General features: G+C 52.2%; 27 protein-coding genes. 19 read left to right on the plus strand and 8 right to left on the minus strand.

Annotation, left to right across the window (positions count from 1 at the left end; all coding sequences use genetic code 11):
* Positions 1-22: 22 nt before the first annotated feature.
* Both manA and B9P82_RS17310 read left to right on the plus strand, forming a co-directional pair.
* Positions 23-1,198: a mannose-6-phosphate isomerase gene (manA, locus tag B9P82_RS17305; RefSeq protein WP_101700684.1), complete on the plus strand. Its 1,176-nt coding sequence runs from the start codon at positions 23-25 to the stop codon at positions 1,196-1,198.
* 106 nt (positions 1,199-1,304) lie between these two features.
* Positions 1,305-2,813 carry a YdgA family protein gene (locus tag B9P82_RS17310; protein ID WP_029139531.1) on the plus strand — a complete coding sequence of 503 codons (1,509 nt, stop codon included), beginning with the start codon at positions 1,305-1,307 and terminating at the stop codon, positions 2,811-2,813.
* Between the two features lie 45 nt (positions 2,814-2,858).
* On the opposite strand, the gene B9P82_RS17315 is transcribed toward B9P82_RS17310, so the two are convergent.
* Positions 2,859-3,887, minus strand: a complete 1,029-nt coding sequence (locus B9P82_RS17315) for a Mal regulon transcriptional regulator MalI (RefSeq protein ID WP_016153014.1) — start codon at positions 3,885-3,887, stop codon at positions 2,859-2,861.
* 169 nt (positions 3,888-4,056) lie between these two features.
* Between B9P82_RS17315 and malX the strand changes: the two genes are divergently transcribed.
* The 3 genes from malX to add all read left to right on the plus strand — a co-directional run bounded on the left by malX (position 4,057) and on the right by add (position 7,934).
* Positions 4,057-5,649: a maltose/glucose-specific PTS transporter subunit IIBC gene (malX, locus tag B9P82_RS17320; protein WP_016153013.1), complete on the plus strand. Its 1,593-nt coding sequence runs from the start codon at positions 4,057-4,059 to the stop codon at positions 5,647-5,649.
* A gap of 10 nt (positions 5,650-5,659) precedes the next feature.
* Positions 5,660-6,832: a MalY/PatB family protein gene (locus B9P82_RS17325; RefSeq protein WP_094169217.1), complete on the plus strand. Its 1,173-nt coding sequence runs from the start codon at positions 5,660-5,662 to the stop codon at positions 6,830-6,832.
* Positions 6,833-6,932: 100 nt separating this feature from the next.
* Positions 6,933-7,934 carry an adenosine deaminase gene (gene add, locus B9P82_RS17330; RefSeq protein ID WP_095715954.1) on the plus strand — a complete coding sequence of 334 codons (1,002 nt, stop codon included), beginning with the start codon at positions 6,933-6,935 and terminating at the stop codon, positions 7,932-7,934.
* A gap of 52 nt (positions 7,935-7,986) precedes the next feature.
* On the opposite strand, the gene B9P82_RS17335 is transcribed toward add, so the two are convergent.
* Positions 7,987-9,027: an oxidoreductase gene (locus B9P82_RS17335; RefSeq protein WP_016153010.1), complete on the minus strand. Its 1,041-nt coding sequence runs from the start codon at positions 9,025-9,027 to the stop codon at positions 7,987-7,989.
* A gap of 241 nt (positions 9,028-9,268) precedes the next feature.
* On the opposite strand from B9P82_RS17335, the gene blr reads away from it, so the two are divergent.
* The 12 genes from blr (at position 9,269) to gstA (ending at position 19,716) form a co-directional block, all read left to right on the plus strand.
* Positions 9,269-9,394, plus strand: a complete 126-nt coding sequence (gene blr / locus B9P82_RS17340) for a division septum protein Blr (protein ID WP_019076739.1) — start codon at positions 9,269-9,271, stop codon at positions 9,392-9,394.
* A 293-nt stretch (positions 9,395-9,687) separates the two neighbouring features.
* Complete coding sequence (ydgT, locus tag B9P82_RS17345) at positions 9,688-9,903, plus strand: transcription modulator YdgT (protein ID WP_003832804.1); 216 nt, start codon at positions 9,688-9,690, stop codon at positions 9,901-9,903.
* Between the two features lie 91 nt (positions 9,904-9,994).
* Positions 9,995-10,435 (plus strand): DUF2569 domain-containing protein, encoded by a 441-nt coding sequence (locus B9P82_RS17350; RefSeq protein ID WP_101700685.1) that lies wholly within the window; start codon positions 9,995-9,997, stop codon positions 10,433-10,435.
* Between the two features lie 76 nt (positions 10,436-10,511).
* Positions 10,512-11,093 (plus strand): electron transport complex subunit RsxA, encoded by a 582-nt coding sequence (gene rsxA / locus B9P82_RS17355; protein WP_003029144.1) that lies wholly within the window; start codon positions 10,512-10,514, stop codon positions 11,091-11,093.
* Positions 11,093-11,671, plus strand: coding sequence for an electron transport complex subunit RsxB (rsxB, locus tag B9P82_RS17360; RefSeq protein WP_006684670.1), 579 nt, complete (start codon positions 11,093-11,095; stop codon positions 11,669-11,671). Before rsxA ends, rsxB begins: the two co-directional genes overlap by 1 nt.
* Positions 11,664-13,874, plus strand: coding sequence for an electron transport complex subunit RsxC (gene rsxC, locus B9P82_RS17365; protein ID WP_101700686.1), 2,211 nt, complete (start codon positions 11,664-11,666; stop codon positions 13,872-13,874). Before rsxB ends, rsxC begins: the two co-directional genes overlap by 8 nt.
* Positions 13,875-14,927 carry an electron transport complex subunit RsxD gene (rsxD, locus tag B9P82_RS17370; RefSeq protein ID WP_047417613.1) on the plus strand — a complete coding sequence of 351 codons (1,053 nt, stop codon included), beginning with the start codon at positions 13,875-13,877 and terminating at the stop codon, positions 14,925-14,927. It abuts the gene before it with no gap.
* Between the two features lie 9 nt (positions 14,928-14,936).
* Positions 14,937-15,557, plus strand: a complete 621-nt coding sequence (gene rsxG, locus B9P82_RS17375) for an electron transport complex subunit RsxG (protein WP_016153006.1) — start codon at positions 14,937-14,939, stop codon at positions 15,555-15,557.
* A gap of 3 nt (positions 15,558-15,560) precedes the next feature.
* Positions 15,561-16,253 (plus strand): electron transport complex subunit E, encoded by a 693-nt coding sequence (locus tag B9P82_RS17380; protein WP_016153005.1) that lies wholly within the window; start codon positions 15,561-15,563, stop codon positions 16,251-16,253.
* Positions 16,253-16,888 (plus strand): endonuclease III, encoded by a 636-nt coding sequence (nth, locus tag B9P82_RS17385; protein WP_016153004.1) that lies wholly within the window; start codon positions 16,253-16,255, stop codon positions 16,886-16,888. Before B9P82_RS17380 ends, nth begins: the two co-directional genes overlap by 1 nt.
* Before the next feature lie 612 nt (positions 16,889-17,500).
* Entirely contained in the window at positions 17,501-19,006 is a 1,506-nt protein-coding gene (gene dtpA / locus B9P82_RS17395) for a dipeptide/tripeptide permease DtpA (RefSeq protein WP_016153003.1), read from the plus strand.
* 104 nt (positions 19,007-19,110) lie between these two features.
* On the plus strand, positions 19,111-19,716 hold the full coding sequence (gene gstA / locus B9P82_RS17400) for a glutathione transferase GstA (RefSeq protein ID WP_016153002.1): 606 nt from the start codon (positions 19,111-19,113) through the stop codon (positions 19,714-19,716).
* 83 nt (positions 19,717-19,799) lie between these two features.
* On the opposite strand, the gene pdxY is transcribed toward gstA, so the two are convergent.
* From pdxY to anmK, 5 genes are all read right to left on the minus strand, one after another.
* Complete coding sequence (pdxY, locus tag B9P82_RS17405) at positions 19,800-20,660, minus strand: pyridoxal kinase PdxY (protein WP_101700687.1); 861 nt, start codon at positions 20,658-20,660, stop codon at positions 19,800-19,802.
* Between the two features lie 64 nt (positions 20,661-20,724).
* Positions 20,725-21,999: a tyrosine--tRNA ligase gene (tyrS, locus tag B9P82_RS17410; RefSeq protein WP_003836431.1), complete on the minus strand. Its 1,275-nt coding sequence runs from the start codon at positions 21,997-21,999 to the stop codon at positions 20,725-20,727.
* Between the two features lie 126 nt (positions 22,000-22,125).
* Entirely contained in the window at positions 22,126-22,782 is a 657-nt protein-coding gene (gene pdxH, locus B9P82_RS17415; protein WP_047500532.1) for a pyridoxamine 5'-phosphate oxidase, read from the minus strand.
* A gap of 58 nt (positions 22,783-22,840) precedes the next feature.
* Positions 22,841-23,170 (minus strand): C-type lysozyme inhibitor, encoded by a 330-nt coding sequence (gene mliC, locus B9P82_RS17420; RefSeq protein WP_085951051.1) that lies wholly within the window; start codon positions 23,168-23,170, stop codon positions 22,841-22,843.
* 87 nt (positions 23,171-23,257) lie between these two features.
* Positions 23,258-24,379, minus strand: coding sequence for an anhydro-N-acetylmuramic acid kinase (gene anmK, locus B9P82_RS17425; RefSeq protein ID WP_101700688.1), 1,122 nt, complete (start codon positions 24,377-24,379; stop codon positions 23,258-23,260).
* 274 nt (positions 24,380-24,653) lie between these two features.
* Between anmK and slyB the strand changes: the two genes are divergently transcribed.
* Positions 24,654-25,121, plus strand: a complete 468-nt coding sequence (gene slyB / locus B9P82_RS17430) for an outer membrane lipoprotein SlyB (protein WP_016152998.1) — start codon at positions 24,654-24,656, stop codon at positions 25,119-25,121.
* A 47-nt stretch (positions 25,122-25,168) separates the two neighbouring features.
* On the opposite strand, the gene slyA is transcribed toward slyB, so the two are convergent.
* The gene (gene slyA / locus B9P82_RS17435; protein ID WP_019076732.1) at positions 25,169-25,609 is read right to left on the minus strand and encodes a transcriptional regulator SlyA; all 441 of its coding nucleotides are present in this window, start codon (positions 25,607-25,609) and stop codon (positions 25,169-25,171) included.
* Between the two features lie 192 nt (positions 25,610-25,801).
* Here slyA and B9P82_RS17440 point away from each other — a divergent pair, with 192 nt between their 5' ends.
* Positions 25,802-26,038 (plus strand): DUF1656 domain-containing protein, encoded by a 237-nt coding sequence (locus B9P82_RS17440; RefSeq protein WP_016156432.1) that lies wholly within the window; start codon positions 25,802-25,804, stop codon positions 26,036-26,038.
* The last annotated feature ends 2 nt before the right edge of the window (positions 26,039-26,040 follow it).

Consider the following 26,040-nt stretch of genomic DNA (forward strand, 5'->3'; position numbering starts at 1 on the left):
CACATTGAAACAGGGCTTGAGAATGCAAAAACTCATCAACTCAGTGCAGAACTACGCCTGGGGAAGTAAAACTGCGTTAACGGAACTTTATGGGATTGCCAACCCCACTCAGCAACCGATGGCTGAGCTGTGGATGGGCGCGCATCCGAAAAGCAGTTCGCAGGTTCTGAACGCTGACGGCCAGACGGTCGCTCTGCGTGATGTCATCGAACACGATAAATCCGCACTGTTAGGCGATGCTGTTGCGAAACGCTTTGGTGAACTGCCTTTCCTGTTTAAAGTGCTGTGCGCCGCGCAACCTCTTTCGATTCAGGTTCATCCTAACAAGCACAACTCTGAAATCGGATTTGCCAAAGAAAACGCGGCGGGGATCCCGATGGATGCCGCCGAGCGCAATTACAAAGATCCTAACCACAAACCGGAACTGGTTTTTGCTTTGACACCGTTCCTGGCGATGAACGCATTCCGCGAGTTCTCTGACATTGTCGCATTGTTACAACCGGTGTCCGCCGCGCATCCGGCTATTGCGCATTTCCTGCAGGAACCGAGTGCGGAACGTCTGAGCTATCTTTTCGCCAGCTTGCTGAATATGCAGGATGAGGAGAAATCCCATGCGCTGGCGATCCTGAAATCGGCGCTGAACAGCCAGCAGGGTGAACCGTGGCAAACCATTCGCCTGATCGCCGATTTCTATCCGAATGACAGCGGGCTCTTCTCCCCGCTGCTGCTCAATGTGGTGAAGCTCAATCCTGGCGAAGCGATGTTCTTATTTGCCGAAACCCCACACGCCTACCTGCAAGGTGTGGCGCTGGAGGTAATGGCTAACTCGGACAACGTGCTGCGCGCCGGACTGACGCCAAAATACATTGATATCCCGGAGCTGGTCGCCAACGTTAAGTTTGTCGCCAAGCCAGCCAATCAACTGCTGACCACGCCAGTTAAGACTGACAGCGAACTGGACTTCCCCATTCCGGTCGACGATTTCGCGTTCTCCTTGCATGAACTGACCGCCAATGGCGCAGATATCAACCAGCAAAGTGCGGCCATTTTGTTCTGCATCGAAGGTGAAGCTGTGCTGAGCAAGGGCGAGCAGCGTCTGGTGCTGCAGCCGGGTGAGTCGGCCTTTATTAGCGCGAATGAATCGCCGGTAAACGTCAGCGGCACGGGCCGTTTAGCTCGGGTTTATAACAAGCTGTAGCAAGATACTGATATTTTTAACAACTCTTGCTAAGCTGTAGTGAGTTAAAGACATGTCACTCCTCCAGGCGTCTTCAAACGCCTGGTTTTATTTTATGGATATCAAAATGAAAAAATCGCTGGTAGCTGCGGGTGTGGTGGTTGCACTGGGTATCGTCTGGACGGGCGGCGCCTGGTACACAGGAAAGAAACTCGAAACGCATCTCGCCGAGATGGTGACGCAGGCAAACGATCAGTTAAAACGCTACTCCCCAGAGGCGGGCATTGAACTGAGTTATCAAAACTACCAGCGCGGCGTGTTCAATAGCCAACTGCAGTTGGTGGTGAAACCTGTCGCCGGTCAGGCAGATTCCTGGCTGAAACCGGGACAAAGCATCGTCCTGAATGAAACCGTGGATCACGGTCCTTTCCCGCTGGCTCAGCTGAAATCACTGAATCTTGTTCCGGCAATGGCCTCCGTGAAAACGACGCTGGTCAATAACGACGTGACGAAACCGCTGTTTGATATTGCCAAAGGTGAGACGCCATTCATCATTAATTCCCGTATTGGCTACAGTGGGGATACCCGTTCCGATCTCTCCCTCAAACCGCTGAACTACGAGAAAGGCGACGAAAAAGTGGCCTTTAGCGGCGGGGAGTTCCAGTTTACGGCAGATAAGGATGGTAATGCGGTGTCGCTGACTGGCGAGGCGCAAAGTGGCCTGGTTAATGCCGTCAATGAGTATGATCAGAAAGTACAAGTTACTTTCAATAACCTGAAAACTGAAGGTTCCAGCAGTATCGCAAGCTTTGGTGAGCGCATCGGCGATCAGAAATTGTCCCTCGAAAAACTGTCGATTTCAGTCGAGGGCAAAGAGCTGGCGGTGCTGGAAGGCATGGGTATCGATGGCAAATCCGATCTGATTAACGATGGCAAAACCGTCAACAGCCAGTTGGATTACACCCTGAACAGCCTTAAATTGCAGGGCCAGGATATGGGGAGCGGTAAGCTGACGTTAAAAGTTGGCCAGATTGACGGTGAAGCACTGCACCAGTTCAGCCAGCAGTACAGCGCCCAAACCAAAGCGCTGATGGCGCAGATTGATGTGGTCCAAAATCCTGAGCTTTATCAGCAGAAAGTCACCGAAGCCTTCTTTAATGCGCTACCGATTTTGATGAAAGGCGAACCGGTTGTCACCATTGCTCCACTGAGCTGGAAGAATGCAAAAGGTGAAACCACATTTAATCTGTCACTGCTGCTAAAAGATCCGACAGCAAACACGGTGGAGCCGCAAACGCTGGCCCAGGAAGTGGATCGTTCCGTCAAATCGCTGGATGCGAAACTGACCATCCCTGTCGATATGGCGACTGAGTTCATGACGCAAATTGCCAAACTGGAAGGATATCAGCAGGAAGAAGCGGCTGGTCTGGCGAAGCAACAGGTTAATGGCCTGGCGGCGATGGGGCAGATGTTCCGCATTACGACTTTGCAGGACAACGTTATCGGCACCAGCCTGCAATACGCAAACGGCCAGGTGACGCTGAACGGACAAAAAATGCCGCTGGATGAGTTTGTTGGTATGTTCGGTATGCCTTCTCTTACACAGCCGGATGCCCCTGCCATCCCGCAACAATAATCACTCGTCGGTGACAGGCCCGATAACAGTGTTTATCGGGCTTTTTTATTTCGCCGCCACCAGACGAGCGGAAAGCGTCAGATTGCGTGAATGACCTTCATCGTGGGCAATGCGTTGTAGCATACGTTCAGCAAGGGTGTATCCCATTTCACGCGCGGGCGAACAGGCCCAGGTAATCGGGATATCGTCCAACGCGTTTTCCGCCACATCAGCGAATCCGGCCAACGATATTTGCTGTTCGAAATAGCGATCGACACCAATTTCACCACTCTGACGTCCTGCTCTCATCAGGCCAAACCAGGCGCCTATGGCGATTATTTCGTTGTAGCACACCACCGCGCTGATCGTGGGATTGCGGCGTAACAGTGCCGTTACCTCTTCTGCGGCCTGCTTCTGGCTGGATGAGCACTCCAACACCCAGTCGCTATGAAACGGTAAACCATATTTTAGTAACGTTGCACAATAACCGCCGACGCGCTCGGCGCGAGTCAATGAAGAACTCTGCCCGCCCAGCCAGGCAATACGCTGGTGTCCGTGGCGGATAAGATGTTCAACCAGTAACTGTGCAGCCTGCATGTTATCGGGCCTGACTGTGTCTGCGTCATCCATGTAGCTGGCGCGTGATGCAAATACCACCGGGATCCCTTTATCAGCGGCCAACTGTTGCAGCGCATCACTGCTGCCAGCGGCCCCGGCAATGACCACGCCATCCACCCCTTGGTTGAGTAACATCGCGAAACGCTGCGCCAGCTGCTCCCCATCTTTACCGCCGTGCAGTAAGAAGACCATGCGCCCCTGCGCTTCCAACGCTTCCGTCAGACCCGCCGTCAGCTCGGCGTAAAACGGCGTTGAAAGATCGCGTACAATCAAACCAACTACTCCGCTCTGCCCGCCGCGCAGCGCTGATGCCTGGCGGTTACGCACAAACCCCAGTTGCTCAATAGCAGCATTCACCCGTTCCCCAGTCGCTGATGAAATTCGCCCTTTTCCACTGAGCACCAATGAGACGGTGCTGACCGAAACCCCCGCAGCCAGCGCAACATCATGGATGGTTATTTTTTTGGCTATAGCCATAAAAACAGAAAACTCCCTGATAACGTGACGGATAAAACGTTTTATCAATCACTTATATTTATACCCCCTATTATCGTTCGATAATGTGATTTATACCGCACTAAAATTAGGTAAAACGTTTTATCTTCTCGCCATCATTAGTCAGCTAGCCTTTACAAGGAGTCGTTTGATGACGGCGAGAACCACACCAAAAATAACGTTATGGGAATTTTTCCAGCAGTTGGGCAAAACCTTTATGCTGCCTGTAGCGCTGCTTTCATTTTGCGGGATCATGTTGGGGATCGGCAGCTCGTTGAGCAGCCATGATGTCTTAACGCTGATCCCGGCGTTGGGGAATCCGGTGCTTCAGGCCATCTTTACCTGGATGAGTAAAGTTGGCTCATTTGCGTTTAGCTTCCTGCCAGTCATGTTCTGTATTGCCATTCCTCTGGGCCTGGCGCGCGAGAACAAAGGCGTTGCGGCGTTTGCCGGTTTTGTCGGTTATGCGGTCATGAACCTCGCCGTCAATTTCTGGTTAACCGCCAAAGGTATCTTACCCACCACAGATGCGGCGATCCTGAAAGCCAACAACGTGCAAAACATTCTGGGGATCCAGTCGATCGACACCGGGATCCTCGGTGCCGTTATTGCCGGGATCATTGTCTGGATGCTGCATGAACGCTTCCACAACATTCGTCTGCCGGATGCGCTGGCGTTTTTCGGTGGTACGCGCTTTGTGCCTATCATCTCCTCGGTGGTGATGGGATTAGTCGGGCTGGTCATCCCCCTGATTTGGCCAGTTTTCGCCATGGGCATTACCGGACTCGGTCACATCATCAATAGCGCGGGGGAATTTGGTCCTATGCTGTTTGGTACCGGTGAGCGTCTGTTGCTGCCTTTTGGCCTGCACCATATTCTGGTGGCACTCATTCGCTTCACCGAAGCTGGCGGCACACAGGAAGTCTGCGGCCATAGCGTGAGCGGCGCACTGACTATTTTCCAGGCTCAACTGAGCTGCCCGACAACGCAAGGTTTCTCTGAAAGCGCAACACGCTTCCTGTCCCAGGGTAAAATGCCGGCGTTCCTCGGCGGTTTACCGGGTGCGGCATTAGCCATGTACCACTGCGCACGCCCTGAAAATCGTCATAAAATTAAAGGGTTATTAATTTCTGGTCTGATTGCCTGTGTCATCGGCGGTACAACTGAACCACTTGAGTTCTTATTCCTGTTCGTCGCTCCGGTTCTGTATGTAATCCACGCCCTGCTAACCGGTCTTGGCTTCACCGTGATGGCGGTGCTTGGCGTCACTATCGGTAACACTGACGGTAACCTGATTGACTTCGTGGTGTTCGGCATCCTGCACGGATTGTCCACCAAGTGGTACCTGGTCCCTGTTGTCGCGGCTATCTGGTTTGCGGTGTACTACGTGATCTTCCGCTTCGCCATCACGCGTTTCAATTTGAAGACGCCGGGCCGTGAAGTCGAAATTGCCAGCAATATCGAAAAAGTAATGGCCGGAGCGCCTGGTAAATCAGGTTATAACGTCCCTGCTATTCTGGCGGCGCTGGGCGGCGCAGAAAACATTGTCAGCCTGGATAATTGCATCACCCGTCTGCGCTTGTCAGTGAAAGATATGTCGCTTGTTAACGTACAGGCTCTGAAGGACAATCGTGCCATTGGCGTAGTACAACTCAATCAGCATAACCTTCAGGTCGTTATCGGTCCGCAGGTCCAGTCAGTGAAAGACGAGATCGCGGTTCTGATGAACACCGTACAGGCTTAAGGACAACAATATGTTTGATTTTTCAAAGGTTGTGGACAGGCACGGTACCTGGTGTACTCAGTGGGATTACGTTGCCGACCGTTTTGGTTCAGCCGACCTGCTGCCATTCACCATCTCCGATATGGATTTTGCCACCGCACCTTGCATTCTGGAGGCGCTGACTCAGCGCCTGTCACATGGCGTGTTGGGTTACAGCCGCTGGAAAAACGATGAGTTTCTGGCGGCGATAAGCCACTGGTTTCTTTCGCGGCATAACACTCAAATAGATCCTCAGTCGCTGGTATATGGCCCCTCAGTCATCTATATGGTGTCGGAGTTGATCCGCCAGTGGTCATCCGTGGGCGATGCGGTGGTTATCCATACTCCGGCTTACGATGCGTTTTACAAAGCGATTGAAGGTAATCAGCGCCAGGTGTGCGCAGTCGGACTAGAAAAACGCGCCGACGGCTGGTTTTGTGACATGGTTGCGCTGGAGAAAGCCCTGTCTCGACCTGAAAGCAAAATTCTTCTGCTTTGCAGCCCACAAAACCCAACGGGTAAAGTGTGGACGCGCGACGAGCTGGAAGCCATGGCGGAACTGTGTCAGCGCCATGGTGTAAAAGTCATCTCCGATGAGATTCATATGGATATGGTATGGTCAGACCGGCCGCACATCCCGTGGAGTAACGTCGCGCGTGGCAGTTGGGCACTGCTCACTTCCGGCTCAAAGAGTTTTAATATTCCGGCACTAACCGGGGCTTACGGACTCATTGAAGATGCTCAAAGCCGCAACGATTACCTCAGCGCGTTAAAAGGCCGCGATGGTCTTTCCTCGCCTGCGGTGCTGGCGCTTAGCGCACATATTGCCGCTTATCAACAGGGTGCAAGCTGGCTTGATGCGCTGCGCGATTATCTTGCCAGCAATCTGCATTACGTTGCGCGTGAGCTTAATGCCGCATTCCCCGAACTCAACTGGCAGATTCCGCAATCCACCTATCTGGCATGGATTGACCTGCGTCCGCTCAATATTGATGACCATGCCTTGCAGGATGTTCTCATCCACCAGCAGAAAGTCGCTATCATGCCGGGATATACCTACGGAGAAGAAGGTCGAGGTTTTGTACGCCTCAATGCCGGATGCCCAAGATCCAAGCTTGAAAAAGGCGTTCAGGGGCTGATTAACGCCATCCGTTCTGTACGTTAATTAAGTTTGCGCAATGAAATTATTCATTGCGCAACATAGCTTTTTATCCCGATTTTTTCATATAATACGACGCACTTTACCTAAATACACGAGTGCGACCATGATTGATACTTCCCTCCCCCTGACCGACGTCCATCGCCACCTTGATGGTAACATCCGTGCCCAAACGATCCTGGATCTGGGTCGTCAGTTCAATTTAACGCTTCCGGCACAAACGCTGGAAACGCTGATCCCTCATGTGCAAGTCACATCAACTGAGCCGGATTTAGTGAGCTTTTTATCCAAGCTCGACTGGGGCGTGAAGGTACTGGCCTCGCTGGATGCGTGTCGCCGCGTGGCATTTGAGAATATTGAGGATGCAGCACGTAACGGTCTGCACTATGTAGAATTACGTTTTTCACCCGGCTATATGGCGATGGCGCATCAGCTCCCGGTTGCGGGCGTGGTAGAAGCCGTCATTGCCGGCGTACGTGAGGGCTGCAAGACCTTTGGCGTCGAAGCTCGCTTAATTGGCATTATGAGCCGTACCTTCGGCGAAGCCGCCTGCCTGCAGGAACTGGATGCGCTGTTAGCCCACCGTGACCATATTACGGCGCTGGATCTGGCGGGTGACGAACTGGGTTTCCCGGGCAGTCTGTTCCTGTCGCATTTCAATCAGGCGCGCGACGCCGGTTGGCGTATTACTGTGCATGCGGGCGAAGCCGCGGGAGCAGAAAGTATCTGGCAGGCTATTAAAGAGCTGGGCGCAGAACGTATTGGTCACGGCGTAAAAGCCGTTGAAGATCGTGCATTGATGGATTACCTCGCCGAACACCGTATCGGCATCGAATCCTGCCTGACATCGAACATTCAGACCAGCACCGTCGCCTCTCTGGCAACCCACCCGCTAAAAACATTCCTTGAGCATGGCGTTTTAGCCAGCTTGAATACGGACGATCCGGCGGTACAGGGTGTGGATATTATTCACGAGTACACCATTGCCGCGCCAGCGGCAGGACTCACGCGCGAACAGATCCGTCAGGCGCAAATCAACGGCCTGGAAATGGCATTTCTGAGTAACGAAGAAAAACGTGCCCTGCGCGAGAAAGTCGCCGCAGCGTGACGGTTAGAGTGCCGGATGCGATGCTGAGCATCGCCATCCGGCATTTGCCTAGTCAGGCAAGGCACAACGTCGAGCGATGTTTCGCCGATTCAAGACCCAGCTCAATCAGCTCCATGATTTGAATAGCTTGTCTCGCCGGTACCGGGTTTTCACCATGACCATTTAGCGCATCACGAATGCCAGCATAGTACGCCGGGTAATTACCCGGTACAGTCAGCCAGGTCTCTTCAACCTGCTCTTCACCTTCTATTCGCGTCAACACGCCATCGCGCATGTCGTAACCCCAGTCTTCCTGAGGCAGTCGCTCGCCATTTTTCAGGCGCTCTTCCTGCGGGTCAAGACCATACTTCACATAGCTGCCACGCGATCCGTGCACAATATAACGGGCCGATTCTGCGGCAGCAAGCATGGTGCCGTGCAGAATCACACGACGCTGCGGATAAGTCAGGATGGCATGGAAGTAATCCGTCGCTTGCGCACCTGGGCGAAGCTGAGCCAGGTCTACCGTCATGCTGACGGGCAAACCAAACAGGTTAATCGCCTGATCCAGAAGATGCGGTGCTAAATCATACCAGATGCCGCTTCCCGGCCCCCCCTGTTCACGCCAGCGGTCACGAACCTGCGGGCGGAATCGATCGAAATGGGATTCGAAATACGCCACCTCCCCCAAAACGCCATCCGCCAGCAGGGCTTTCAACGTCAGAAAATCACTGTCCCAACGGCGGTTATGGAAAACGGACAGCACACGGCCAAGGCTACGCGCCAACGCATCCAGTTCGCGTGCTTGTGACAGTGTCACGGTAAAAGGCTTATCAACAACCACATGTTTGCCCGCTTCCAGCGCAGCCTTCGCTAACGGGAAGTGAGTGTCATTAGGCGTGGGGATCACAATCAGGTCGATATTCGGATCGTTAAAAAGGTGTTTAGGCTCAGCAACAACCGCCACCGTTGGCCAGTCTGCCTTCACTTTTGCTTCATCACTACTGGAAACCGCAGCCAGTTCGAGGCCCGGTGTGCCCACAATCAGGGGGGCATGGAAGGTTTTACTGGCGTAACCATAGCCAATTAGCCCAACGCGGATGTTGTCACTCATGTTATAGCCTCTCAATTCAGGACTGACCTATTTCACACCATACCCTGCAACGTCTCAATAGTTTAATAACCATTGCGCTACAAAGGTTGTTTATTAACTTAAGTCAAACATATGCCACTTATGCTTAACTTGCAGCGAAAAAGAGGGAGAAAACGTTCCCAATTATCTTGCTGTATTATTGAGAGATTAGTAACATTTGCAGCCTGTGTTTATGGATAAATCAAAGCAAATGTCATCAGTAATGAATCGTCTTATTGAATTAGCAGGTTGGATTGTTCTCACCGTCTCTGTGATCCTGCTGGGTGTTGCCAATCATATTGACAATTACCAGCCACCGGAGCCCGTTGCTGCTGTGCAGAAGAAATAAGCATCTGCAGTCCCTTATAACCCGGCAATTAACATCGAGTAACGGCAGGGTTTGGCTGCAAAAGATCGAATTTTGTCAAAAAAAGAGAATAATGCCGCATCCCACTCCGGTGCATATTGCCTGCTGTAGCGAAGCGCGTTACCCTTACCGCAGGTGCGCATAGCGCCTGCTTTTCCACAGGTATGAACACTCTTCTCACATTTGCGCGTCAATCCGCTTTTACCTGTGCATGTTGTTTATTATTTATATTTACTACTCCGTTGGTATTATTTTATTAATATGGATTTCCATTTATGACTGTTCAGGATTACTTATTAAAATTCCGCAAAATCAGTTCACTCGAAAGTCTGGAAAAACTGTTCGACCATCTTAACTACACACTCACCGACGATAGCGACATTATCAATATGTATCGCGCTGCAGACCATCGCCGTGCGGAGCTTATCTCAGGAGGTCGTCTGTTTGATGTTGGTCAGGTACCCAAATCAGTCTGGCATTACGTGCAATAAAGAAGAAAGTAGCGCTCAACGTTAAAAGCTTTATAATAATTGCCCCAAAATGAATGGCATGTTTGATTGCGCGCGTAAACCTGGAGAAGAGATGACTACCACACCGGCACAACGTATCGGGGGCTGGCTACTTGGGCCACTGGCCTGGCTGTTAGTCGCATTGTTGAGCGCTTCGCTGGCGTTATTACTTTATGTCACTGCGCTGGCTACACCGCAAACCTTCCAAACGCTGGGTGCGCAAAGTACAGCAAATTTGCTGTTATGGGGCGTCTCTTTTATTACCGCGATTGCCATGTGGTATTACACGCTGTGGCTGACGATTGCGTTTTTCAAACGCAGAGCCTGTGTGCCTAAGCATTATATTCTATGGCTGCTGATCTCCGTGTTACTGGCGGTTAAAGCGTTTGCGTTTTCACCGGTTCCGGACGCCTTTGCCGTGCGCCAACTGCTGTTCCCATTGCTGGCTGCGGCACTGCTGGTGCCCTATTTCAAACGCTCGCAACGCGTTAAATCGACGTTTGTGAATCCGTAATAACCCTACAGTTAACCTGTTGTCGCCTGTTGTAGATTGTCAGATAATAGGCGGCTTTTTTATTTCAGGCCGAAAAATGACTGATTACCTGCTGCTGTTTGTCGGAACTGTACTGGTCAATAACTTTGTACTGGTCAAGTTTCTGGGGCTCTGCCCGTTTATGGGCGTTTCCAAAAAACTGGAAACCGCAATGGGTATGGGCCTTGCCACGACGTTTGTCATGACACTGGCATCCATCTGCGCATGGCTGATTGACACCTGGATCCTCATTCCACTCAATCTCATCTATCTGCGCACGCTGGCTTTTATTCTGGTCATCGCCGTCGTCGTGCAATTTACCGAGATGGTTGTACGCAAGACCAGCCCTGCACTTTACCGCCTGCTGGGGATCTTCCTACCGCTGATCACCACTAACTGCGCGGTATTAGGCGTGGCGTTACTGAACATCAACCTCGGTCATAACTTTTTACAGTCGGCGCTATACGGTTTTTCCGCCGCCGTCGGCTTCTCACTGGTGATGGTACTGTTCGCCGCGATCCGCGAACGCCTCGCCGTGGCGGACGTGCCTGCTCCGTTTCGCGGTAATGCGATTGCGCTGATTACCGCTGGTTTAATGTCATTGGCCTTTATGGGCTTTAGTGGTTTGGTGAAGTTGTAATGAATGCTATCTGGATTGCCGTTGCCGCAGTGAGTCTACTGGGTCTGGCGTTCGGCGCTATTTTGGGTTACGCCTCACGACGTTTTGCCGTCGAAGATGATCCTGTCGTGGAGAAAATTGATGAAATTCTCCCGCAAAGCCAGTGTGGACAATGCGGCTATCCGGGCTGTCATCCTTACGCTGAAGCGATCGGCTCCCAGGGCGAAAAAATCAACCGTTGCGCACCCGGAGGCGAAGCGGTGATGTTAAAAATTGCCGCCCTGCTGAACGTCGACCCGCAGCCGATTGATGGTGATGAACACGATGTTACCCCCGTGCGTATGCTGGCGGTCATTGATGAAAATAACTGTATCGGTTGTACAAAGTGCATTCAGGCCTGCCCGGTTGATGCGATCGTGGGCGCGACCCGCGCCATGCACACGGTGATGAGCGATCTCTGCACCGGGTGCAACCTGTGCGTTGACCCGTGCCCGACGCAATGTATCGAATTACGCCCGGTGGCCGAGACACCTGATAGCTGGAAATGGGATTTAAACACCATCCCTGTGCGCATCATTCCCGTGGAACAACATGTTTAAGTTATTCTCTGCATTCAGAAAAAACAAAATCTGGGACTTTGATGGCGGCATTCATCCACCAGAAATGAAGACCCAGTCGAACGGTACGCCGCTGCGACAGGTTCCGCTGGCGCCACGCTTTGTTATTCCGCTGAAACAACATATTGGCGCGGAGGGTGAGCTGTGCGTAAACGTAGGCGACACCGTGCTGCGTGGTCAGGCGTTAACCCTTGGGCGTGGTAAAATGCTTCCGGTACATGCGCCAACGTCAGGCACCGTTGTTGCTATTGCGCCGCATTCTACTGCACATCCATCGGCATTAGCTGAGCTGAGCGTTATTATTGACGCCGATGGTGAAGATCGCTGGATTGAGCAAGACGGCTGGGCCGATTACCGTTCCCGCAGCCGGGAAGAGCTGATCGCACGTATTCACCAGTTCGGCGTCGCCGGACTGGGTGGCGCGGGTTTTCCCACCGGCGTTAAGCTGCAGGGCGGCGGAGATAAAATTGAAACGCTGATCATTAACGCTGCTGAATGCGAGCCGTACATTACGGCTGATGACCGCCTGATGCAGGACTGCGCGGCGCAGGTCGTCGAAGGTATCCGCATCCTGGCGCATATTCTTCAGCCACGCGAAATTCTACTGGGCATTGAAGATAACAAGCCACAGGCAATTTCCATGCTGCGCGCGGTGCTGGCTGATTCACACGATATCAGCTTACGCGTGATCCCCACCAAGTACCCGTCAGGCGGGGCCAAGCAGTTAACGCAAATCCTGACCGGCAAGCAGGTTCCGCACGGGGGACGCTCTTCAGATATCGGCGTGCTGATGCAAAACGTTGGAACCGCCTACGCGATTAAACGTGCGGTGATTGACGGAGAACCGATTACCGAGCGTGTCGTGACGCTGACCGGCGAAGCCGTCAGCCGTCCGGGCAACGTCTGGGCGCGTTTAGGCACGCCGGTTCGTCATCTGCTCAACGACGCAGGCTTCTGCCCTTCCGCCGACCAGATGGTGATTATGGGCGGGCCGCTGATGGGCTTTACGCTGCCGTGGCTGGATGTACCGGTGGTGAAGATAACCAACTGTCTTCTGGCGCCCTCTGCCAGTGAAATGGGAGAAACGCCGGAAGAGAAAGGCTGCATTCGCTGTAGCGCATGCGCCGATGCCTGTCCGGCCGATCTCCTGCCGCAACAGCTTTATTGGTTCAGTAAAGGGCAGCAGCACGACAAAGCAACGGCACACAATATCGCGGACTGCATTGAATGCGGTGCCTGCGCCTGGGTATGCCCAAGCAATATTCCACTGGTGCAGTATTTCCGTCAGGAAAAAGCCGAGATTTATGCCATTAGTCAGGAAGAAAAACGTGCCGCTGAAGCGAAAGCGCGATTTGAAGCCCGACAGGCGCGACTCGAACGTGAAAAAGCAGCCCGTCTTGAACGTCACAAAAGCGCTGCCGTTCAGCCTGCGGCTAAAGATCATGATGCCATTGCCGCCGCGCTGGCTCGCGTAAAAGAAAAGCAGGCTCAGGCAATGCAGCCGGTAGTCATTCAGGCTGGCGAAAAACCTGACAATAGTGCCGTGATTGCCGCACGCGAGGCGCGTAAGGCGCAAGCTCGCGCAACCCGGATGGAAAACCCTCCCCAAACTGGAGGCAACAGCACAGAGGTCGACCCGCGTAAAGCTGCAGTGGAAGCGGCAATCGCTCGTGCCAAAGCCCGCAAGCTTGAGCAGGAAACCGTAACGGAAACAGCCGAACCGGTGGATCCGCGTAAAGCCGCCGTGGAAGCGGCTATCGCCCGCGCCAAAGCCCGCAAGCTTGAACAGGAAACCGTAACGGAAACAGCCGAATCGGTGGATCCGCGTAAAGCCGCCGTGGAAGCGGCTATCGCCCGCGCCAAAGCCCGCAAGCTTGAACAGGAAACCGTAACGGAAACAGCCGAACCGNTGGATCCGCGTAAAGCCGCCGTGGAAGCGGCTATCGCCCGCGCCAAAGCCCGCAAGCTTGAACAGGAAACCGTAACGGAAACAGCCGAACCGGTGGATCCGCGTAAAGCCGCCGTGGAAGCGGCTATCGCCCGCGCCAAAGCTCGCAAGCTCGAGCAGCAGACGGTTACGGAAACAGTCGAACCGGTGGATCCGCGTAAAGCCGCCGTCGCGGCCGCTATTGCACGCGCTCAGGCAAAGAAAGCCGCCCAGCAGCAGGTTGTAAACGAGGAATAAATGGTATTCAGAATAGCAAGCTCCCCTTATACCCATAACCAGCGCCAGACATCGCGTATCATGATGCTGGTATTACTGGCTGCATTGCCGGGGATCGCCGCTCAGCTGTGGTTCTTTGGCTGGGGTACGTTGTTCCAGATAGTTCTGGCCGCCATCAGCGCTATCGCCGCCGAAGCGGGCGTGCTTAAACTGCGCAAACAACCCATTGCCGCGATTTTAAAAGACAACTCCGCGTTGCTCACCGGGTTACTGCTGGCCGTGAGTATTCCCCCGCTCGCCCCCTGGTGGATGGTAGTTTTAGGCACGGTATTCGCCGTTATCATTGCTAAACAGCTGTATGGCGGCCTCGGTCAGAACCCGTTTAACCCCGCCATGATTGGTTACGTGGTGCTGCTTATCTCATTCCCGGTACAGATGACAAGCTGGCTGCCGCCGCATGAAATTGCGGCGACTGTGCCTGGTTTTTTTGACGCCCTGAACGTTATCTTTAGCGGACATACCGCCAGCGGCGGGGATATGAACACGCTGCGTATGGGTATTGATGGTATCAGTCAGGCAACACCTCTCGATACCTTTAAGACTTCGCTGCATGCGGGACGTACTGTTGAGCAGGTGATGCAATACCCAATCTACAACGGCATGCTTGCAGGTGCTGGCTGGCAGTGGGTTAACCTTGCCTGGCTGGTGGGCGGCGTCGTGTTGCTATGGCAGAAAGCGATTCGCTGGCATATCCCGGTTAGCTTCCTGCTGTCGCTCGCCGTTTGTGCCACTTTAGGCTGGATTTTCTCGCCAGATTCGCTGGCCTCGCCTCAGTTGCACCTACTTTCCGGCGCGACCATGCTGGGTGCATTTTTTATTCTTACCGATCCCGTTACAGCATCAACAACCAACCGTGGTCGCCTGATTTTTGGCGCACTTGCGGGCCTGTTAGTGTGGTTGATTCGCAGTTTTGGCGGTTATCCTGATGGCGTGGCTTTTGCCGTATTGCTGGCAAATATCACGGTTCCCCTGATTGATTATTACACCCGCCCTCGCGTGTACGGACATCGCTAAGGACTCCCTATGCTGAAAACGATTCGTAAACACGGTATTACTCTGGCGCTGTTTGCAGCGGGCTCGACGGGGTTAACCGCGGCAATCAATCAATTAACCAAGTCCACCATTGATGAACAAGCCGCGCTGCAGCAAAAAACGCTGTTCGATCAGGTTCTGCCAGGCGATCGCTACAATAATAACTTGTCCGAAAGTTGTTATCTGGTCGATGCGCAGGCGTTGGGCAAAGGCACTCACCGAGTGTATATTGCCCGCCAGGACGATCGTCCCGTTGCAGCAATTCTTGAAGCTACGGCGCCAGATGGTTATTCCGGGGCTATTCAACTGCTGGTTGGTGTCGATTTTTCGGGTACCGTGTTGGGTACGCGGGTGACCGAACATCATGAAACGCCAGGGCTGGGTGATAAAATCGAACTGCGACTGTCCGACTGGATCACCCACTTTAGCGGCAAAACGATCGCTGCGGGTAACGACGCTCACTGGGCGGTGAAAAAAGACGGCGGCGACTTTGACCAGTTTACTGGCGCAACCATTACGCCGCGTGCGGTAGTTAATGCAGTAAAACGCGCCGGTTTGTATGCGCAGACGCTGCCCGCGCAACTTCCTCAACTTAGCGCCTGTGGAGAATAAACCATGAGCGAAATTAAAGACGTTATTGTCCAAGGGTTATGGAAAAATAACTCCGCGCTTGTGCAGTTACTCGGGATGTGTCCGCTGTTGGCCGTCACCTCGACCGCCACTAACGCGCTGGGCCTGGGACTCGCGACTACGCTCGTCCTGACGCTGACGAACCTGACGATTTCAGCCCTTCGTCGCTGGACACCGCCTGAAATTCGTATTCCGATTTATGTCATGATCATCGCCTCCGTGGTGAGCGCGGTGCAAATGTTGATCAATGCCTACGCTTTTGGCCTGTATCAGTCTCTGGGCATCTTTATCCCACTGATTGTGACCAACTGTATTGTTGTTGGCCGCGCTGAAGCCTTCGCAGCCAAAAAGGGCCCTGCGCTATCCGCACTCGATGGTTTTTCCATCGGCATGGGCGCAACTGGCGCCATGTTTGTTCTGGGCTCGCTACGTGAAATAATTGGTAACGGTACACTCTTTGATGGCGCAGACGGTTTGTTGGGTAGCTGGGCCAAAGTATTGCGCGTTGAGATCTTCCATACCGATACGCCGTTTCTGCTGGCCATGCTGCCACCAGGCGCGTTTATTGGCCTGGGTCTGATGCTGGCTGTTAAGTATCTGATTGATGAGAAAATGAAGAAACGTCGTGCCGAGGCGGCTGTCACGGACAGTCCGGCCGGTGAAACAGGGAATGTGTAATGAACAAAGCAAAACGGCTGGAAATACTGACGCGCCTGCGTGAGAACAATCCGCATCCGACAACCGAGCTAAATTTTACATCGCCGTTCGAACTGCTGATTTCAGTCTTGCTCTCCGCGCAGGCCACCGATGTCAGCGTCAATAAAGCGACGGCTAAGCTCTACCCCATCGCCAATACGCCAGCCGCGATGCTGGAGCTTGGCGTTGAAGGGGTTAAGTCCTACATCAAGACAATCGGTTTGTTTAACAGCAAAGCGGAGAACGTGATTAAAACCTGCCGCATTCTGCTGGAGCAACATAATGGCGAAGTGCCTGAAGACCGGGCCGCATTAGAAGCCCTGCCCGGGGTTGGGCGAAAGACGGCTAATGTGGTGTTAAATACCGCCTTTGGCTGGCCCACTATTGCCGTAGACACCCATATTTTTCGCGTTTGTAATCGTACCCAGTTCGCCCCGGGTAAAAACGTAGAGCAGGTTGAAGAGAAGCTGCTGAAAGTCGTACCCAGTGAATTTAAAGTCGATTGCCATCACTGGTTAATTCTTCATGGCCGCTACACCTGTATAGCCAGAAAGCCGCGCTGCGGTTCCTGCATTATCGAAGATCTTTGCGAATTCAAAGAGAAAGTCGATATCTGATGCTGCCGGGGCATACTGCTCGCCCCTCGCTAACATAACGATTAGTTATGCACTCCCCTGAGTTTATTTTCCCGACAATGATGCCGTTCAACCGCGCATATCTAATGCAATATTCTTGTTAATTAACACCTGAGCAGGTTAATCGTTTTTTTAGTAAAAGAAATTTCTATCTATACGTGATCCAGATCATCCAGATAACACAATGTTAAAAAATATTTATTTTTTAGTTAAAGTGACAATCAGATGACCTAACTGAACAGTTTCTAAACAAAACATTACACTGGCTATTTTTCAGATAATGGCCTATATCACTGGATTCAAGCGCAAATAGCAGAACATATCGCCACATTGCGGTTTTTACCCTGATTAAACGTGTAAAAATCTGCCATTTTTCAAATGAAGAAATTTAACGCTAGATAACATTTCACAGTCCCGACGATTTCACCAGTCATGATATATGTAACAGATTATTACAAACCACTTGTCTGAATGGTCAAGATAGTGAACATTACTTGCCGTTTCCCCTCCCACTATAACAATCGGACGGATGAACTTGACTCATCACGTGCCTGAACACCCCCGTTGATATGGGATGTAAAAAAAGAGGTAAAAGTGTCTACTGCAAACAATAAACCAACAGAAAGCGTGAGTTTAAACGCCTTCAAACAACCAAAAGCGTTCTATCTCATTTTCTCTATTGAGCTGTGGGAGCGTTTTGGTTATTACGGCCTGCAAGGAATTATGGCCGTCTACCTGGTTAAACAACTGGGTATGTCAGAAGCGGATTCCATCACCCTTTTCTCGTCCTTTAGCGCCCTGGTGTACGGTCTGGTTGCCATTGGCGGCTGGTTAGGTGATAAAGTTCTGGGTACAAAACGTGTCATTATGCTGGGTGCCGTTGTCCTGGCCATCGGTTATGCGTTGGTAGCATGGTCTGGTCACGATGCGGGTATCGTTTATATGGGCATGGCGGCCATCGCGGTCGGTAACGGCCTGTTTAAAGCAAACCCATCATCCCTGCTCTCTACCTGCTATGCCAAAGATGACCCGCGTCTTGATGGTGCATTTACCATGTACTACATGTCCGTCAACATCGGTTCATTCTTCTCTATGCTGGCAACACCGTGGTTGGCTGCGCATTACGGCTGGAGCACCGCGTTCGCTCTGAGCGTCGTGGGTATGCTGATTACCGTTGTTAACTTCGCATTCTGTCAGCGCTGGGTTAAACAGTACGGTTCTAAACCTGACTTTGAGCCGATCAACTTCCGTAACCTGTTGCTGACTATTGTTGGCGTCGTGGTACTGATCGCGATTGCAACCTGGTTGCTGCACAACCAGCAGATCGCACGTATGGTTCTGGGCGTCATTGCTCTGGGTATCGTGTTTATCTTCGGTAAAGAAGCATTCACCATGCACGGTGCTGCGCGTCGTAAAATGATCGTCGCCTTCATTCTGATGCTGGAAGCGATTATCTTCTTCGTGCTGTACAGCCAGATGCCGACCTCACTGAACTTCTTCGCGATTCGTAACGTTGAGCACTCTATTCTTGGCATTGCTTTCGAACCTGAGCAGTACCAGGCACTGAACCCGTTCTGGATCATCATTGGTAGCCCAATCCTCGCCGCTATCTATAACAAGATGGGCGATACCCTGCCGATGCCAACCAAGTTTGCGATTGGTATGGTGCTGTGTTCCGGTGCGTTCCTGATCCTGCCTCTGGGTGCTAAATTCGCTACCGATGCGGGCATCGTTTCCGTTAACTGGCTGATCATCTGCTACGGTCTGCAAAGTATCGGTGAACTGATGATCTCCGGTCTGGGTCTGGCAATGGTGGCTCAGCTGGTTCCGCAACGCCTGATGGGCTTCATCATGGGTAGCTGGTTCCTGACCACTGCCGGTGCAAACATCATCGGTGGTTACGTAGCCAACATGATGGCTGTACCAGAGAACGTCACTGACCCGCTGATGTCCCTTGAAGTCTACGGTCGTGTGTTCCTGCAGATTGGTGTTGCTACGGCTGTTATCGCTGTTCTGATGCTGCTGACGGCACCGAAGCTGAATCGTATGACTCAGGACGATGACGTCAATGAGAAAGCCTCTAAGGCCGCGACAGCGTAATTCTCAGGGAAACTCTTTTTCAGGCCGCTAACTGGTGTTAGCGGCTTTTTTTTTGCCTGAGCTAGCACTACCATACGATATACCTCAGCCAAAAGGAGTTACCGATGAAACTGTTCTACAAACCGGGCGCTTGTTCTCTTGCTTCCCACATCACACTTCGTGAGAGCGGTAAAGATTTCACGCTGGATGGTGTTGATCTGATGAAGAAGCGTCTGGAAAACGGCGATGATTTTTTCGCGGTAAACCCAAAAGGGCAAGTTCCCGCGCTGCTGCTGGATGACGGTACGCTACTGACCGAAGGCGTCGCCATCATGCAATACCTGGCGGACACCGTTCCAGACCGTCAACTCCTTGCCCCGACCAGCAGCCTCTCCCGTTACAAAACCATTGAATGGCTTAACTACATCGCGACAGAACTGCATAAAGGCTTTACCCCACTGTTCCGTCCCGATACGCCGGAAGACTTCAAGCCAACCGTTCGCGCGCTGCTGGAGAAAAAAATGCAGTATGTGAACGACGCGCTGCAAGATAACCAATGGATCTGCGGTTCGCGCTTCAGCATTGCGGACGCCTATCTGTTCACCGTGCTGCGTTGGGCGTATGCGGTTAAGCTGAATATGGCAGGATTAAGCAATATCGATGCGTATATGGCGCGTATGGCGGAACGTCCGGCGGTTGCCGCGGCGTTGAAAGCAGAAGGGTTAAATTAATTGTTGTTGCCGGGTAGCGCTTGCGCTTACCCGGCCTACAGCCAAACGCAGGCCCGATAAGCGTGAGCGCCATCGGGCATTGGTTATAGCTGCGTCGCGCTGAAGTAGTGTTCAGGCGTCGCGATACAATCCTGCGCAGCCACGACCTGCAGCTCATACTCGTGCATTTTTTTGGTGGCAATCATCACTTCGTACACCGCAGCTGTCACGTGCTCCAACGCCTGCTGTAAAGACGCGCCCTGCAGCAGTTTAACCAACAACAAGCCGCTGGTGACATCCCCCACGCCAACCGGTTGACGGGCGCCAAAATCGACTAACGGTCGGCTGATATGCCACGCCTGTTCAGCAGTAACTAACAGCATCTCGAAACGATCTGCGCTGATACCCGCGCGAGCCAGATGCTTCACCAGCACAATTTCTGGTCCCTGAGCGATGAGCTCACGCGCTGCCGCCACGGCCTCATTGACATTGTTCACCGGATGCTCGCACAGAATTTCGAGCTCAACTAAATTCGGGGCGATAATATCGCTGGCCGGAAGCGCATGGCGCACATGAAACTCCGCTACGCCCGGCGCGACGATACACCCTTTTTCCGGATGGCCCATCACCGGGTCACAAAAATATTTCGCCTGCGGATTGGCCGCTTTTACTTTGCGTACAATACCCAGAATATGCTCGCCCTGTTCAGCCGAGCCAAGATAGCCGCTCAGTACTGCGTCACAAGTCTGGAGTTTATCGATATCGGCAATGCCCTGGACAATGTCAGTCAGATGACTCGGCGGCATAACGCAACCGGTCCATTTGCCGTACTGTGTGTGGTTAGAAAACTGAACGGTATTCAGCGGCCAGACATTTGCGCCAAGACGACGCATTGGAAATTCTGCTGCACTGTTGCCCGCATGACCAAAAACAACGTGGGACTGGATGGCGAGGATATTCTTCATTTTACTTACCACAACCCTGAAAAAATAAAGGGGCGTAGTTTCCCACGCCCCTGCTAACTAAATCTTACTTCCAGCAAATCAGACAATAGTTCTTCTTGCCACGGCGCAGTAAGGTGTAGCGCCCGAACAGGATATCACTCTCCTGGAAGAAATATTCCGGATCGGATTGCTTCTCACCATTGATGGTCACGGCATTAGACGCGATAGTCTTACGTGCCTGGCCGCGAGAAGGTTGCAGCTCGGAGTCCACCAGCGCCTGCATCAGATCGGCACCTTTGTCCATCTCGATCATCGGCACGCCATCCTGCGCCAGCTGTTCGAAATCCGCTTCGCTCAAATCGCTCAGATTACCGTTGAACAAGCTTTCGGTAATACGTTTTGCCGCTACCAGACCTTCTTCGCCGTGAACCAGACGCGTTACTTGCTCAGCCAGAACATACTGGGCGCGCGGCGCTTTACCGCTATTTTTATCTTCTTCTTCCAGCGCATTGATCTCTTCAATGTCCATGAAGGTGAAGAATTTCAGGAAGCGATAAACATCCGCATCGGCGGTGTTAATCCAGAACTGGTAGAATTTGTACGGACTGGTTTTCTTCGGATCCAGCCACACAGCGCCGCCTTCCGTCTTACCGAATTTCGTACCGTCAGCTTTAGTGATCAACGGAACGGTCAGACCAAACACCTGGTTCTGGTGCAGGCGACGGGTCAAATCGATACCCGAAGTAATGTTGCCCCACTGGTCAGAACCGCCAATCTGCAGCGCAACACCGTGCAGTTTGTTCAGGCAGGCAAAGTCATAACCCTGCAGCAGGTTGTAAGAAAACTCGGTAAAAGAGATCCCCTGATCGTCACGGTTCAGACGCTGCTTCACCGCTTCTTTGTTGATCATCTGGTTAACGGAGAAGTGTTTGCCGATATCACGCAGGAAAGTCAGTACATTCATACTGCCAAACCAGTCATAGTTGTTCGCAGCAATCGCCGAGTTGTCGCCACAGTCGAAATCGAGGAACGGCGCAACCTGTTTGCGGATTTTATCCACCCACTCCTGCACGGTGTCTTCGGTATTCAGTTTACGCTCAGCGGCTTTAAAGCTCGGGTCACCAATCAGACCGGTTGCGCCGCCCACCAGTGCGACAGGTTTATGGCCTGCCTGCTGGAAGCGTTTCAGGCATAACAATGGAACCAGATGCCCCAAATGCAAGCTGTCAGCGGTAGGATCGAAGCCGCAATAGAGCGCGATCGGGCCTTGCGCCAGTCGCTCTGCTAACGCTTCCTCGTCCGTCACCTGGGCCACCAGCCCCCGCTCTTGCAATTGTTTAATCAAGTTACTGCTTGCCATCAAAATCTCCATGTATAAAACGACTGCACCTTAGCCGGTACACGACTTTTCGCCTGATGCGAAAGAAACATAGAATAAAGCGCCGGATTGTTCAGCACCAGCGCTTAAAACAAGAATTTTGCATCTTTAGGGGGCCAGGCGATCAATTTTCCACGCGTTATCTTCGCGTTGGTATAAAAAACGATCGTGCAGACGGTTTTCGCCACCCTGCCAGAACTCCATCTGCTCAATGCTCACGCGAAAGCCTCCCCAGAAACTGGGCAGTGGGACGTCCCCTTGTTGAAACTTCTGCTTCAGTTCGAGGAATTTGCTTTCCAGAATACCGCGCGCGGAGATCCGACTGGATTGCTTAGAGACCCAGGCACCAATCTGGCTATCACGTGGGCGACTGTGGAAGTATTTCACCACTTCCAGCGTGGATAGGCGCTCAGCCTTGCCGATCACCATCACCTGCCGTTCCAGCGTATGCCAGGGAAACAGGAGGCTGATGCGTGGGTTTTTCTCAATCTGATGTGCCTTACGGCTACCGAGGTTGGTATAGAACACCAGCCCTTTGTCATCATAATGTTTGAGCAACACGATACGCTGATAAGGCTGACCGTTTTCATCGACGGTAGCAACGACCATCGCTGTGGGATCGGCCAGTTTGGCGTCACAGGCTTGCCCCAGCCAGCGCTCGAACAGCGCAAGGGGCTCGGCGGGAAGATCGCGGCGGCGGAGACCGCCTTTCGTGTATTCACGGCGCAAATGCGCGATTTGCTGCAATTCGTCGTTATCAGACATGATGTTGGCTACGGATTGTCAGTGGGTGACGCTATTGTGCGCCGCCCAGGTGAAAATCTCAACGCTTCGGGTTCTGTAACTGACAGTTATTTAGCACAATTCTGTCTCGTTTATAGACCGTTGCCTCATCGCCTTTAGACCAGAAGACGTAAATACCATCGGTATAGCGAGCACCTGATGCCGACACGCCCTGTTTGAGGTTCAATAGCTGATTATCATAAACAAAACTCGCCATCTGACGGGTATTGTTCAGCTTCACGGTAAGCGGTTTTTCGTCACAGCGGTATTCGAGGGTATCCGTTTGCATACGCTCGACAAATTGGTTGTACACGCTGCACCCGCTAAGCAGTACCGGCAGACACACTAACAACAGTTTTTTCATAGCCATATCCTGAAGACTTTCCTGGTCCTGGAGGGTAATGGCACCCTCCCTAATATCCCTAGTTTATCGACATATGGCGCTGAATAATTTCAGTTAACTCTGAGTTCGTGGGTTAGCGGGATAAATCGCCCCTAAAACGCTCGGTTCTGATGCGCCGGTCACGGAAGGCAGATTTCCCGGTAATCCCGCCAGCGTTCGCCACGCCAGCCAGGCAAAAGCCAGGGCCTCCATATCATCGCCGCTGATCCCAGCCTCATCGGTTGAAGTGACCTCTGTCCCTGGCAATAACGCCGCCAGACGCATCATCAGCAGCGGATTACGGCTGCCGCCGCCGCATACCATTAGCCGTTCACAGCCTCCGCTTAGCAAGACCTGCTCGGAAATGGTCACGGCCGTCAGTTCGGCAAGCGTCGCCTGCACATCCCGCGGGCTTATTCCCGGGAACTGCGCCATATGACGTTCTATCCAGCCATAATTGAAATACTCGCGGCCAGTGCTTTTCGGCGCAGGCGCAGAAAAATAAGGATCGTTAAGCATATTTTGCAGTAAAGGCAGGATCACCGTTCCCGATGTGGCCCACTGCGCATCTTTGTCATAGGGTTGGCCGCATTGCCGCCAGATCCAGGCATCCATCAGCATATTGCCCGGCCCGGTATCGTAACCGCGAACGGGTTGCTGTGGGGTAAGCAGAGACAGATTGGCAATTCCGCCAATGTTTAGCACCATCCGCCGCTCCGTTGGATGAGCCAACAGCGCCTGATGAAAAGCGGGAACCAACGGCGCGCCCTGTCCGCCGAGAGCGATATCGCGGCGACGAAAATCGCCGATCACCGTTATCCCGGTACGCGCGACGATTTGATTGTTGTCGCCAATTTGCAGCGTGTGCGGCGCGATTCCCGTCGGTTCATGCCACACGGTTTGCCCATGACAGCCAATCGCAACGATCTCATGCGGTTTCAATTTTTCCTGTGCCAACAGCGCATTCACAGCCTCGGCAAACAGATAACCGAGCTGTGCGTCAAGTTGGCCAAACTGCGATAGCGTAAGCTGCTGCCCCTGGCAGATATCCAGGATCGCCTGCTTTATATGGAGAGGAATAGGCCAGGTCAGACTCGCCTGTTGCGCAACCATCGTTTCATCTATTGTCGCCAGCACAACATCGACACCATCAAGGCTGGTTCCAGACATTACACCGATAAAACGGCCCGATTTCATATGTCATCCTTTTAAGCAAATTAGCCTTGACACTCAACCATAAAGTGCCGACTAATGCCATGCTTCCTTAATGATTTTTGAGGGCTAATCATTACAATGGACGCTTTATTACATCAATTATATGAATGATTCGTTTATACTCGGTATATCCGATTTCGGTTAAGATTTTCATATTGTTCCAGTAGAACATGTGACCTTAGGCTCACAAGTGCCATATAATTTAGCCATGAAGGGTGCTTTATTAGCGTTTCGTGGTGTTAAAGGAGATTTGTAAATGATTAAACGTGTGCTGACTGTTGCATTAATGGGTGTATCTTTGGCGGGCTGCGTTAACAATGATAGCCTTTCAGGCGACGTATACACGGCATCCGAAGCGAAACAAGTTCAGAACGTTACCTACGGTACAATTGTTCATGTTCGTCCGGTGCAAATCCAGGGTGGCGATGACGCAAACGTGATTGGCGCCATTGGTGGTGCGGTACTCGGCGGGTTCCTGGGTAACACCGTCGGCGGCGGTACGGGTCGTTCATTAGCCACAGCGGCTGGCGCAGTTGCCGGTGGCGTAGCGGGTCAAGGCGTACAAGGTGCGATGAATAAAACCCAGGGTGTAGAACTGGAAATCCGTAAGGACGACGGTAATACCATCATGGTGGTTCAGAAACAGGGTGCGACCAAGTTCTCAGCTGGCCAGCGCGTTGTTATGGCTAACAACGGCAGCCAGGTTACCGTGTCTCCACGCTAATCGAATTCACGTGTGGTCAGGCTCTGGCCACACGTCATCTTATCGTTTCAGCCCTGTGACTGTAGTTCAATAATATTGTGTTCCAGTCTGGCGACCAGTTTAATCAGCAGATCAATTTCCTCAGCTGAAATCCCTTCCAAAATTTCTCCACGCGTCTTGTTGATAACCGCTTCCATATCTGCAATCAGCGGCTCTGCTTTTTCTGTCAGTTTAATTCTCTTAGCCCGACGATCGCTGGCGCAAGTCTGTCGTGAAATGAGTCCCTTTTCTTCCAGCTGGTCAAGCGTGCGTACCAACGAAGGCTGCTCGATGCCAATCGCTTTAGCCAACTGAATCTGCGATTGATCAGGCGGCAATTGATGAATGTTGTGCAGCGTAACCCAATGCGTCTGCGTCAACTCCAGAGGTTTCAGGCGATGGTCAATCAGAGCACGCCAAATGCGCACCAACCGTGCCAGATCAGAACCTAATGGCGATTCCAATTTCATCTCCTTATAATTAGCTTGCTAAGTTATTATGCTGATTTTAGAATAGTGTGCAGCATTTGTATTCCCAAAACAAATGTATTGCCAAATTTGCTTACCGGCTGACATTTTTTCAGACATTATGCGTTACAGAGACTCATTGTCTCTTTTTTGCTAAACCTATAGCAATGCTCTCTTCCGCCAAGGATTTTGCCCGTGAAGTTTATGTTTAATGCAACAGGATTGCCCCTACAAGATTTAATGATCGGAGCATCTGTCTACTTCCCTCCTGTTTTCAAGGCGTTTGTAGCAGGATTTATTCTCTGGCTGGTTGTTCATCGCCTCCTGCGCGACTGGATTTACTCCGGCGAAATCTGGCATCCCCTGTTAATGGATCTGTCACTCTTTACGCTTTGCGTATGTCTGGCCTTTGTAATGCTGATTGTGTGGTGATT

The sequence above is a fragment of the Citrobacter sp. L55 genome (assembly GCF_002850715.1).
GTDB lineage: Bacteria > Pseudomonadota > Gammaproteobacteria > Enterobacterales > Enterobacteriaceae > Citrobacter > Citrobacter braakii.